The sequence below is a fragment of the Coleofasciculus sp. genome, assembly GCF_046539235.1.
In the GTDB taxonomy this organism is placed as follows: domain Bacteria; phylum Cyanobacteriota; class Cyanobacteriia; order Cyanobacteriales; family Coleofasciculaceae; genus Coleofasciculus.
Window position 1 is genome coordinate 1 of sequence record NZ_JBKHHI010000190.1, and the last position, 12,078, is coordinate 12,078.

Genomic DNA, 12,078 nt, shown 5'->3' on the forward strand with positions numbered 1-12,078 from the left:
AACGGTTAGAGCAGATTCCGCGTCCATTTATCTTTATTGTCTGGAATTATTTACGAACCTTTTCTCGTCCTTTAGCAGAAGATGAGCAAACGCCCTTTCGTGTGACTGAATCACGGTATTTTAAAGCACTTCATCCCCGTGTTGATTTACCTCCGACATTGACGGCGGCTGGATGCATCAGTTGTCATCCCGGAGCTAGAGATTATGACTATCGGCGTTTAACCCCAGAATGGGATGATTCACCGTAAGGATGTGGAAAGATTAGGGAGCATCCCGTTTTGGACAAAGCATTACCTAAAGTAACGCAATTCCAAGGGTTTCAGCCCTATTCAAAGAGCCAACGTGCCAAATTGGGATGCTCCCAAAGATTATGGATTTGATGGTCATTTTTACACTGATAGAGCCTCTGATACCAAATCCGCCTTTATTACACCCTTTTGCTAAGGCGATTGAAATCGCTTCTACACAAATGTATGCGAAGCCTTCCCGAAGGGTAGTCCGCCTGCGCGGACTGGGTTATATAGCAACCGCCATGGCTGTTAGGACACATCATTTATGTAGAGACGTTGCATGCAACGTCTCTACAATGATGCCTTAACTATCGTCACAAGCTGAGAAAAAATAACACATAATATCCCAAAAATTCGATTTACTGATTTTCTGTCGCGGGGTATGGGTTTGCATTTCTGGGGGGAACGACTGCGATCGCATCAGTCGAAAACTCAATTTGAAAAATAGCCCTCTGTTGGGTTTGCGCGATCGCGAAAATTACAGATCAGGCTGACACAGCCGCTAAACTGGCTGGAATTTTTCGCCCGACGGCGGCGGCGATGGGGTGTAAGCTGTGAACCAACTCCACCATATCGTCTAACGATAACGCTTGACGGGCATCCGATACGGATTTTTCCGGTTCGGGATGACACTCGATGATTAATCCATCTGCACCCACGGCGACAGCCGCTTTCGCTAACGGGGAAATTAATTCCCGTTTGCCCGTGGCATGGGAAGGGTCTACAATCACAGGCAATGAAGTCATCTGCTTGAGTGCCACAACTGCCCCTAAATCTAAGACATTCCGGGTATAGGTATCGAAACTGCGAATCCCTCGTTCACACAGCACCACTTGAGAATTCCCATGACTGAGAATATATTCGGCTGCCATAACGAATTCTTCTAGAGTCGCCGCTAATCCCCGCTTCAGCAGAATCGGTTGATCAACTTCACCCAAGGCTTTGAGTAAATCAAAGTTTTGCATATTACGACTGCCCACCTGAAGCATATCAGCATGGGCAGCGACTAACTCGATTTGGGTAATGGACATAACTTCCGTCACCACCGGAATCTGATGACGCGATCGCACCTGGGATAATATTTCTAATCCCTCTACCCCTAAACCTTGGAACGAGTAAGGAGACGTGCGAGGTTTGAAAGCACCGCCGCGTAACGCCTGAACCGGGGCACGTTGCAGTTGAGTGGCGACGGTTTCCATCTGTGATCGACTCTCAACCGTACAAGGACCGGCAATTATCACCAATTCCTCACCCCCGAAGGCGATATGATCCGACAGATGAACTAGAGTTTGGCGATCGGATTGAGTGGCAAGTGTAGCATTCAACATCAGACTAATTCCTTTATACAATCAGTGGACAACAAAAAAACCCGGTTCCTTGCTGGTTCCGGGTTCTGAGAAAATTTAACGCAGCATCACCTACCCGGAACCGCCTCCGAACCAAAAAAAGTAAAATAAGGTAAACCAGTTACTCAGGTAGGTTGTCATCAGATACTCCTTAAAAAACAAAAAGACCGCAGCTTTTGCTCTGCGGTCCACCGGGGAGGTTCCATGAGGAACTCTGCTCACCTCCGGTGAACCTCCGTAAACCAAAAATAAAAGTAGTTGTTGTAGTTGAGCATAGCTGAGGGCTTTCTATGAATCGTTAACGAGATGCCTGTTACTGGACACAATAGCAAGCTGTTGTGGCTAAGTCAATACCTGATCTGGATCAATCCCAGAACTCTAGCTCAAGAAAGATGTAGATTATAGCTTGTTCTGTCTACTGTAGCGGATAGTTCTAATATTCCATTGGGTAAAGATAGCATTATGGGTCGAGTCGATAACAAAATTGCTCTAGTCACAGGTGGTGGTGCTGGCATTGGACAGGCGATCGCACGACTACTGGGAGCAGAAGGGGCAAAGGTAGTGGTAACGGACATTGACGAACAGAAGAGTCGAGACACCATCAGCCAGATTGAGCAGGTAGGTGGCAAAGCTCAATTCTACCAGCACGATGTTGCCTCACCAGAGGATTGGCAACGAGCTTTAAATGAAACGCAAACTGTCTGGGGTATACCCAATATCCTGGTTAATAATGCCGGGATTCTCTTCTACAAAGAAATGGCGAAAACAACGGTAGACGATTGGCACAAAATGATGAATGTCAATGCTTTAGGCGTTTACCTCGGCATGAAGTATTGTGCGCCATTAATGGCTCAACAGGATGGCGGTTCAATTGTCAATATTTCTTCCACGGCTGGCTTACTCGGTGTTCCCCGGCAAACCTTGTACGGTGCAAGTAAAGGCGCTGTACGCACGATGACCAAAGATGCGGCGATGGAATTCGCTCCCCAACAGGTACGCATTAACTCAGTTCATCCCAGTATTGTAGATACGCAGATGGCAGATTACGGTGCTAAAGAACGGGGGAAAAGCAAGGAAGAGTTGGGCAAAATGTATCCCCTCGGTCGAATTGGTAAACCTAGCGATGTTGCCTATGCTACGTTGTTTCTGGCTTCTGATGAATCCAGTTTTATTACAGGGTCTGAATTAGTGATCGACGGTGGGTATAGCGCCAGATAAAAGGTGTTCTGATACCGAGTTGCGCTCAAACATAGTAGATAGGAAAAGCAGGGGAAGCAGGGGAAGCAGGGGGAGGGAAAGCTAGATCTTTGAATGCAACTTGGTATGAAGTACAGTCTATCCAAGCAAGATCCCCGACTTCTTTGAGAAGTCGGGGATCTGTGTACATTACTTATTTGAAAAATAAGATAAGACTCAAAAGCGCAAACAATGACCCGAAATTTAACCGAACATACAGAAGGCAACGCCACATTTAAAATTGGTAATGCGTTTTATCGCCCAGGGACGCAAGTGGTGCGAGATTTAGGGGTTTTAGCTGCAACAATTTATAAGTCTAAAATTGGTCACTTACGAGTAATTGATGCGATGAGTGGCTGTGGAGTGCGTTCTCTACGCTATAGTTTGGAAAGTCAAGCCGATTGGATCTGGGTGAATGAGGGAAATCCTGAGCTGAACCCGATTTTACAGCAAAATTTAGCAGGCGCGATCGCCAGCCATAAAGCTACCCTTACCCATCTCGACGCCAATCAGGTCTTTTTTGAGTGCTATAACCGCCGAGATTACTACGATTTCATCGATGTGGATTGCTTTGGTTCCCCTACTCCCTATCTGGATACTAGCCTCTGGGCGCTGAAACTAGGCGGACTCCTCTATCTCACCAGTACCGATGGGCGCAAGCTGACGGGTCATGCTTCAGAAAGTAGTTTAGGCTTTTATGGGGCCTATCCCCGCAACCATCCCGCCGCCCAGGAACAAGGATTGCGAGTGGTGATTGGTAAACTTCAGCAGCAAGCCATTGCCAAGGGTTTGGGGATTGAGCCGATTTTCTCCCTGTTTACGGGTCAAACCTATCGCCTGATGGTGCGTTTGGTCAAAAATCAGCCGTTGACGCTGCAAAATTACGGATTTCTGGGTTACTGTCATCACTGTGGCAATTATCAAACTGTGTCCTGGCGTCAATTAGGGCGTGTAGTTTGTGATCATGACCACAAATCTCTCACTCTGAGTGGTCCGCTGTGGCTGGGACTGTTGCATAATAAATCTTGGTTAAGACAGATGCAGGGATTAGCTGAAAAGTGGAACTGGTCAAAACGGGTACAACTCCTCAGCCTCATGGAAGCAGAAGCCGATTTCCCCCCCTACTTTTATACCTTGGCGGAAATTGGACGCCGAGGGCGTTTGGATATCCCCAAACGAGAACATCTGATTCAGGCATTGCGCGATCGCGGATATTTCGCCTGTGCTACTCATATTACACCGGGAGCGATTAAAACCAATGCCGATATTCACACTTGTATCGCTGTCGCCCTAAATTCTGTACACTGTACTAAGAAATGTTAACAAGATTCAAACCCTTAGGAAGGACGTAGTTTGCTTCTCAAGGGAACAAGTAGGGCGCATCGACTCGTTGACGAATTATTACCGTTGAACAAAAAATTTAACAAAATCCTCGCCCCAAGGAAAAATCTTAACTTTCATAAACTTTCAATTAATATTGGTGCTGAAGGATAACATTCGGTTGAATCAAGATGTTATCTTGGAAATCACCCAGTCTACAAGCTATTGAAAACACTACCTTGAGAGGCTTCTCACCACGATGACTGCCATTTTAAAGGTTGGCGACCAAACCATCACGGCTGAAGAAGTAATTCCCCTGTTAGCCAAATATCAATTACTCCCTCAGTTATTGCGAGAAATCATTATTGATCAAGCCATTGCCACCATAGATTGTACCGACGAAGAAAAAAATGCTGCTTGCGAGCAGTTCTATACTAAAAATCAGCTAACTTCCGAGGAAGAGCGTCAAGCGTGGCGCGATCGCCAAGACTTAACCTTAGAACAAGTTGAAGAGTTAGCGGTTCGAGGACTGAAGCTGGAAAAATTTAAACAGGCGACCTGGGGACATAAGATTGAATCCTATTTCCTCAAGCGCAAAGGACGGTTAGATCGGGTAATTTATTCCCTGATTCGGACAAAGGAGGCGGCTATTGCCCAAGAACTCTATTTTCGTATCCAAGAAGGAGAACAATCGTTTAATGAACTTGCCAGGGATTATTCCCAAGGACCAGAGGCGCAAACAGGCGGATTAGTCGGACCTGTAGAACTGAGTATACCCCACCCCACCTTGGCGCAAATGTTAACCGTTAGCCAACCCGGTCAACTTCTACCCCCTACCCGCTTGGGGGACTGGTTTATCGTCATTCGTTTAGAAAAGTTTTTACCCGTACAACTAGATGATGCCATGCGTCAGCGACTCCTGGATGAAATGTTTACCACCTGGTTAAAAGAACAACTGCGACAACAAATATCTTTAGGTACACCCGTTCAATCCTAAACCCTGTCCAGACGTAGCATGCTACGTCTCTACAATGCTATTCCCTGAGGCTTGCCCATGACCTACACAAAGACAACGATTCAGGATTTTCTGGCAGATATATTTCCCTTCAATCAACTTGACACCTCGACCCTAACCAAGTTGGCCCAAAAAAGTCAACTGTTGCGCTATCGCATGGGTCAACCGATCCTGGTGCGAGACAAAATTCCCTCTCAGATCTCAATTCTCTATGAGGGAAAGGCGCGTCTTTTGAGTTACGAACAAACCACTCAAAAACCCGTCACCCTGGACTTGCTGAAACCGGGCGCAATTCTGGGTTGGGTGAGTCTGATCCGGGGTATCCCTTGTGAAACCGCGATCGCATCAACGGAGTCAGTCTGCTTAACTATCCCCAGCGCCCAGTTTTTAGCGCTGATGGCACAGGAACCCACCGCTACCGCTGCGTTCCAAAACCAGTGCAGTGTCATCGAAGCCTTCGAGTTAATCGGCGCGGAGTTGGTGCGCCAAGCCAGTGGGATTATGAATCTCAAAGAACTGGCAAAAAACGCTTACCCGGATGCCCAGGTGCGTTACCTCTATCCTATGACCGACGCCACTGAACTCCTGACGCCGGATCGGGTGTGGTTTGTCAGTGGCGGGAGTGTCGTCAAAGATTTTCCCGTGGGGAGTCGGCTGACGCCAGAAGCAATTTCTCAGGGATTGGACATCCAAGGATCTACCCCCGCCCGGATTATCGGGTTTCGCGAATCGGATTTAGTCGGGGAAACTCAAACCGAACCCCCTACCATCCCCGTTACAGTGGTTGGCGAACAGATCCCCCTAACTACCGACGATGACCCTTGGCTAGACGATAATCATGGCAACGATAGTATCCCCTATGCCCCCGATAAACCGCCAGAAGCCACAGAGGACGTAGATCAAACCCCTGACCGACGCCGCAAATATCCCCATGTCCGAGGGAAAGGACTCCTCGATAGTACCCTTGCCTGTTTCCAAATGGTGAGTAAGCATTTAGAAATGCCCTTTCGCCGCGATGTAATTCGTCGGGTACTTAATGAACAGATGCAGCGAACGGGGGGGCTGTCGTTACCTCTATGCGGGGCGGTGGCGGATTTAATCGGTTTACATGCCCAATTGGTAAATGTACCACCCCAATCGATTAGTCGCCTGCAAACCCCCGCCTTGGTTCCTTGGTATGAAGGCTTTGCCGTTCTCTATGAAGCCAAGCCCCGGGAATTGCTGCTGGGCGTGCCAGAACTGGGGATTGTCCGCCGCAAACCTGCTGATTTACTGGATAGTTTACCGACAACCGAAGATGGGCAGTCGCCGGAAGCGATCCCAGTGCTGCTGGTACAACGGACAAAGCACACGCCGCAGCAACGGTTTGGCTTGCAATGGTTTCTCCCGTCTCTGGTGCGCTATCGCCGTGTCTTAATTTTGGTGTTTATCGCCTCGTTTTTTGTGCAGCTATTTGGATTGGCGAATCCATTGATGATTCAGGTGATCATCGATAAGGTGATTGTCCAAAACAGTATTGATACGCTGCATGTGCTGGGGTTGTTCCTGGTGATCATTGCCGTTTTTGAGGCGCTATTAACCAGTTTCCGAACCTATCTATTTGTGGATACCACGAACCGGATTGACATGCATCTGGGGTCGGAGATTATTGACCATTTAGTTCGCTTACCGTTGCGGTATTTTGAAAAGCGTCCAGTGGGGGAACTGGCAAGTCGAATTAATGAGTTGGAAAATATTCGTCAGTTTCTGACGGGAACGGCGTTGACCGTGGTGTTAGATGCGGTGTTTTCCGTGTTGTACATCGTAGTCATGTTTATTTATAGCTGGGTGCTAACCATTGTCTCCTTGGCGATTATTCCCCTATTTGTGTTGTTAACCGTAATTGTTTCACCGATTGTCCGTCGCCAACTGCGAACTAAAGCCGAACGGAACGCCCAGACACAATCCTATTTAGTCGAAGTCATGTCCGGGATTCAAACCGTAAAAGCGCAAAATATCGAGTTGCGAACGCGCTGGCAATGGCAGGAACGCTATGCCCGGTATGTATCGGCAGGATTTAAGACGGTGTTAACGTCCACAACAGCGGGTTCAGCGAGTAATTTCTTGAATAAACTCTCCGCTTTGTTAGTCCTATGGGTGGGTGCTTATCTGGTGTTAGATGGGCAGTTAACCTTGGGACAATTAATCGCTTTCCGAATTATTTCCGGCTATGTTACCAGTCCCCTACTCCGATTAGCCCAACTGTGGCAGAATTTCCAAGAAACGGCGCTATCCTTAGAACGGTTAAGTGATATTGTGGATAGCCCCCAAGAAGCGGATGAGGCGGATCGCTTAAATATTCCTATGCCTGCGATTAAAGGGGAAGTGGAGTATGAAAATCTCTCCTTTCGCTTTGGTACGAGTGGTCCTTGGCAATTAACCAATATTAACCTGCATTTTCCGGCTGGCTTATTTGTCGGGATTGTCGGTCAAAGTGGTTCGGGTAAGAGTACGTTAATGAAACTGTTACCCCGCCTCTATGATGTTGATTCCGGCAGAATTCTCATCGACAACTACGATATCTCCAAAGTTGAACTCTATTCTCTGCGGCGTCAGGTAGGGATTGTACCCCAGGATAGTCTGCTGTTTGATGGTACGGTACAAGATAATATTGCCCTCACCAATCCCGATGCTAGCGCCGAGGAAATCATTGAAGCCGCTAAAGTCGCCGCCGCTCATGAGTTTATTATGGGGTTGTCCAGTGGTTACAATACAAGAGTCGGGGAACGAGGATCATCCTTATCAGGGGGACAACGCCAGCGAATTGCTATTGCCCGCACGGTACTACAAAATCCGCGACTCTTAATTTTGGATGAAGCCACCAGCGCCCTCGACTATGACACGGAACGACAAGTTTGTTTAAATTTAATTGAAGCCTTCAAAGGACGCACTGTCTTTTTCATCACCCACCGTTTAAGTACCATTCGCAACAGCGACGTCATTTTAATGATGGATAAAGGATCAGTCGTTGAACAAGGAACCCATGACGAACTGATGGCACTGCAAGGGCGCTACTACTGCCTCTATCAACAGCAAGACGCTCAACTTTAAGGTATTTGTCTTATGTCCTTTGTTTCTTTTCAAGACCTCAATATGACGAAATTGGTTTGAGAGGAAACAGGGACGAATGACCAATGACCAATGATCAATGAGGAAGGACTAATTATATCATGAATCAACGCAACGGATCATCCAGCCAACCCCTTGCCACGCGATCGCCCGCACAGTCGGTGAAAACCGCAACCAAAGCCGGAACTACTCGGCGGACAACGCACCCCCCGGAATTTGATCAACCCGTTATCCTGCAACAATCTCCCCTGTGGCCCCGCATGATTGTGGTAGCGATTATTGGGGTGACGACATTAACCGTCGGATGGGCATTTTTGGCGAAAATTGAAGAAGCCATTCCCGCCCAAGGGAAACTCGAACCCAAAGCGGCTGTCAAAGAAGTACAAGCCCCCCAAGGTGGGGTTGTTGGCGTGGTAGACATTGAAGAAGGCGATCGCGTCGAAAAAGGGGATACCCTACTCACCTTTGACCAAACAGCGGCTCAAGCTCAATTTAAATCCCTCCAGCAAATTCGCGCCGCTTTAATCCAAGAAAATCAATTTTATCAAGCTCAGATGACGGGCAAAGCCGTTGCTATTGATCCGGAAAATCTGCCTGAGAAACTCCCGCCCCAAATTGCCTCACTGACCAAAAATCGGGCGGCTTTAGTGGCAGAAAAGAACTTCTATCAAGCCCAACTCACCGGAGATCCTACCGGTTTAACCTTGGCACAACGGCAACGCCTACAGGCAAGCCAAAACGAGTATAACTCTCGCGTAGCGGCGGCAGATTTAGAAGTCGAACAAATCAACCGACAACTGACTCAAACCCAAATCCAACTTGCCGATGCCGTACAAGTGTTAGCCTTTAACCGAGAAATTACCGATCGCCTAGAAAATCTGTGGCGAGAAGGTGCATTCGGGGAACTCCAATATCTGCGTCAGAAACAAGACACCGACAGCAGCGCCGCCGAAGTCGCCCGTCTCCAGAAAGAACAGGAACGGTTAGAGAAAGCGATTCAGCAAGCCCAGGAACGCAAACAAAATACTATGGCGCTCTCAGAAGAAGAACTGCGAACGCTAATTGCCCAAAACGAACAACGGATTGCCGAAATTGACAGCCAACTCACTAAAATTATTGTTGAAAACCAAAAACGACTCCAAGAAATCGAGAGCCAACTCAGCCAAACCCAGTTAACGTTAACCTATCAGAAATTACAAGCACCCGAAAGTGGCAAAGTCTTTGACCTCAAAGCCCATCCCGGCTTTGTTGCCAACACCAGTGAGCCTGTGGTGAAAATTGTGCCAAATGATACACTCGTTGCCAAAGTTTATATCACTAACCAGGACATTGGTTTTGTTAACGAAGGAATGCCCGTAGATGTCAGAGTTGATTCGTTTCCCTATAGCGAATTTGGCGATGTCAAAGGCGAGTTAGTCCAGATTGGTTCTGATGCCTTACCCCCCAATGAAGTCTACCCATTCTATCGTTTCCCAGCGGAAATTCGCATGGATAGACAAACAATATCCGTCAACGGCAAAGAAGTTCCCTTACAATCAGGGATGTCGATAAGCGCTAATATCAGGGTACGCAAGCGCCCTGTGATTAGTATCTTCAGCGACTTGTTTATGCGGAAAATTGATAGTGTGAAAACGGTAAGGTAGCTGTTTTTCAGGGTAGGTTGAACGATTAGTCGTCTTTGTCATTGTCTAGCCCTACACAAAGACAATGGTAGGGGCGACCCGCCGCATTCAATTCACACCGCCGATCCCTTAATGCGATCGGGTCGCCCTGGGCTTTTGTATCGGGAATGATCCGAAACCACGTACCGTTAGAAAAGGGCGAGTCGAGATAGGTTAATTCTCACACCGCCGACGATATGCAGCGACTCGCCCCTACAACCGCGATAATTCCTCTAACTTTCGTAAGCACGCCCGCCTCTAGATAGGGCTGTTGCCAAGGCAATTCCAGGTAAGGTGATCAAGATAGCCCAAGGCGATCGCAACCAGTCTAGTTGTGCTTGTTTTTGCTGATCAGACTCAGATTGCTTATACATACAGGATTGGGCGGAACTAGCTGAACCTAGCACCACACCCGTTGCGATCGCGCTCGTCGCCAAAACAGCCGCTACTACTACTTTAGGTTTCATCATCGTTAAATATTAAAGGACTTTACCAGGAACGATCCCTGTTCGCACTCAACTTGTCTAGATTTTATCTCATGTCAGGCTATGCAAGTTCCCTCCCCAAGACGACGGGGAGGGTTAGGGAGGGGTTCAATCAAGGTATAGCGGATTGTTAATCAATGGCACGCTATGCATTTCTACCTCGATTGGTGTTATCTATAAACCGATGCAGATGGGTTTATCAGTTTATAGGTGACTTCTGTAATCCGGTGAACACTATTGATCTGAATGCCTAGATTCAACAGAATCTCCCAACCTTCACCTAAAAGATTCAGTCCCAATAATTTTCCTTGCTCAAAGCATAGGCTATGTTCTTGGAAGTTATTTAATTTGATCACCTTCCCATTCCAGACTAAAGATTCTAAAAGTACGGACTCCGTATTATTCCCATTCAGGAAATGACCAGAGCAGTTAAATGTACCTCTGCCAACTCCACTCACCTGAAACTCATAACAGAGGGAGTCATCTGAACCTGACTTGGCAGTAACTTTGGCTAAGGGCTGGGAAGCAGCAGGGGCGGCAACGGAAAGGGTTGAGTAATTTTGATTCATTGGAAGTCTATAGGTAAAGGACAATCCTCGTGCTTCAGACAACACCCCGTCAATATTTGAGTATTTACTATCGTATGTATTGCGCTTAGTTAATATTTATAACATTTTATTTACAATGTGTCTAGTCTGATCATGTAAATTGCTGATAATCTTCAGTGCATCAGTCAATTAATTAATTTTTAATTGTAGAATTAAGCTTAGGTAAATTTATTGCCGTCAGTATATTAAAAAAGGTAAATTTAAGCGACCACGGTTTATTTAGAAGCGTAATGCGCTAATCTGAATAAAGAGTGTACATGCAACCTACTTCTACCCAGCGATCTCTCACGCTTGGGTTTCTTGAGTGTCACTTAGCGTCATTGGGCGCGATCGCGATATGTCCGATTCATATCCTAATGTTTGTAGGTGTCAATATATACCTGTAGAGACGTTGCATGCAACGTCTCTACAAGGTTTTTGCGGTTGGTATAAAAGGAGGTCGTTAACCCGGAACCCGGATTTGGTATGATCACCGATGATCCCTGGACAGGCTTAACTGGAAAACACAGTAAGTTCTGTGCCAAAAATATCAGTGGAATGAGCCGCTACAGTCTGAACATCAACATTCTGCAGCGTTGCCATAATCGCATAATTACCTAAACCGATCATTGTATCATTGCCTTGTCCGATCAAAACTACGCCGCGTAGATCGGAGAGTCCCAAGTCAAGTTGGTCTTGATAGGGGTTAAAGTTATTAATCTCACTAGATCCCCACATTTCTAAGCTAATGGTATTCTGTCCACCGCCCAGCCAGATTTGATTTTGACCTCTACCTGCATTAATTAAATCATCACCTGAACCACTGTAAATAATGTCATTTCCATATCCGGTACTAATCGTGTTTACCCCTTCACCAGCATAGATGGTATCATCACCAGAACCCGTGGTAATCGTATCATTTCCAGAGCCACTATAAATCAGATTGTCACCATCGCCAGCATCAATTATATTGACCCCTTCATTGGCATAAATGGTGTCATTGCCAGAACCTGTGGTAATTGTATCCTTA

At 46.8% G+C, this 12,078-nt stretch carries 9 protein-coding genes and 1 pseudogene; 6 read left to right on the top strand and 4 right to left on the bottom strand.

The window, feature by feature from the left end; translation table 11 throughout:
* A pseudogene (locus tag ACLFWI_RS17040) lies at nt 1-248 on the top strand (cytochrome C); the annotation flags it as partial.
* A gap of 527 nt (nt 249-775) precedes the next feature.
* On the opposite strand, the gene aroF reads toward ACLFWI_RS17040, so the two are convergent.
* A complete protein-coding gene (aroF, locus tag ACLFWI_RS17045) occupies nt 776-1,618 on the bottom strand; it encodes a 3-deoxy-7-phosphoheptulonate synthase (protein WP_446413906.1) in 843 nt (280 codons plus the stop codon).
* Nucleotides 1,619-2,080: 462 nt separating this feature from the next.
* Between aroF and ACLFWI_RS17050 the strand changes: the two genes are divergently transcribed.
* From ACLFWI_RS17050 to ACLFWI_RS17070, 5 genes are all read left to right on the top strand, one after another.
* Nucleotides 2,081-2,854: an SDR family NAD(P)-dependent oxidoreductase gene (locus ACLFWI_RS17050; protein WP_446413907.1), complete on the top strand. Its 774-nt coding sequence runs from the start codon at nt 2,081-2,083 to the stop codon at nt 2,852-2,854.
* A gap of 210 nt (nt 2,855-3,064) precedes the next feature.
* On the top strand, nt 3,065-4,195 hold the full coding sequence (locus tag ACLFWI_RS17055; RefSeq protein ID WP_446413908.1) for a tRNA (guanine-N1)-methyltransferase: 1,131 nt from the start codon (nt 3,065-3,067) through the stop codon (nt 4,193-4,195).
* Nucleotides 4,196-4,451: 256 nt separating this feature from the next.
* Complete coding sequence (locus ACLFWI_RS17060) at nt 4,452-5,189, top strand: peptidylprolyl isomerase (protein WP_446413909.1); 738 nt, start codon at nt 4,452-4,454, stop codon at nt 5,187-5,189.
* Nucleotides 5,190-5,246: 57 nt separating this feature from the next.
* The gene (locus tag ACLFWI_RS17065) at nt 5,247-8,297 is read left to right on the top strand and encodes a peptidase domain-containing ABC transporter (RefSeq protein WP_446413910.1); all 3,051 of its coding nucleotides are present in this window, start codon (nt 5,247-5,249) and stop codon (nt 8,295-8,297) included.
* A gap of 119 nt (nt 8,298-8,416) precedes the next feature.
* Nucleotides 8,417-9,958, top strand: coding sequence for an HlyD family efflux transporter periplasmic adaptor subunit (locus tag ACLFWI_RS17070; protein WP_446413911.1), 1,542 nt, complete (start codon nt 8,417-8,419; stop codon nt 9,956-9,958).
* A 251-nt stretch (nt 9,959-10,209) separates the two neighbouring features.
* On the opposite strand, the gene ACLFWI_RS17075 is transcribed toward ACLFWI_RS17070, so the two are convergent.
* The 3 genes from ACLFWI_RS17075 to ACLFWI_RS17085 form a co-directional block, all read right to left on the bottom strand.
* Nucleotides 10,210-10,446 (bottom strand): hypothetical protein, encoded by a 237-nt coding sequence (locus tag ACLFWI_RS17075; RefSeq protein WP_446413912.1) that lies wholly within the window; start codon nt 10,444-10,446, stop codon nt 10,210-10,212.
* A 185-nt stretch (nt 10,447-10,631) separates the two neighbouring features.
* Nucleotides 10,632-11,030, bottom strand: a complete 399-nt coding sequence (locus tag ACLFWI_RS17080; RefSeq protein WP_446413913.1) for a hypothetical protein — start codon at nt 11,028-11,030, stop codon at nt 10,632-10,634.
* Nucleotides 11,031-11,561: 531 nt separating this feature from the next.
* Nucleotides 11,562-12,078, bottom strand: a 517-nt coding sequence (locus tag ACLFWI_RS17085; RefSeq protein ID WP_446413914.1) for a calcium-binding protein, incomplete at its 5' end; no start/stop codon positions are given.

What these genes read in the sequence shown, in the direction of transcription:
- aroF (WP_446413906.1), bottom strand. Translation starts at nt 1,618, where the DNA reads ATGTTGAATGCTACACTTGCCACTCAATCCGATCGCCAAACTCTAGTT.
- ACLFWI_RS17055 (WP_446413908.1), top strand. Translation starts at nt 3,065, where the DNA reads ATGACCCGAAATTTAACCGAACATACAGAAGGCAACGCCACATTTAAA.
- ACLFWI_RS17060 (WP_446413909.1), top strand. Translation starts at nt 4,452, where the DNA reads ATGACTGCCATTTTAAAGGTTGGCGACCAAACCATCACGGCTGAAGAA.
- ACLFWI_RS17065 (WP_446413910.1), top strand. Translation starts at nt 5,247, where the DNA reads ATGACCTACACAAAGACAACGATTCAGGATTTTCTGGCAGATATATTT.
- ACLFWI_RS17070 (WP_446413911.1), top strand. Translation starts at nt 8,417, where the DNA reads ATGAATCAACGCAACGGATCATCCAGCCAACCCCTTGCCACGCGATCG.
- ACLFWI_RS17075 (WP_446413912.1), bottom strand. Translation starts at nt 10,446, where the DNA reads ATGATGAAACCTAAAGTAGTAGTAGCGGCTGTTTTGGCGACGAGCGCG.
- ACLFWI_RS17080 (WP_446413913.1), bottom strand. Translation starts at nt 11,030, where the DNA reads ATGAATCAAAATTACTCAACCCTTTCCGTTGCCGCCCCTGCTGCTTCC.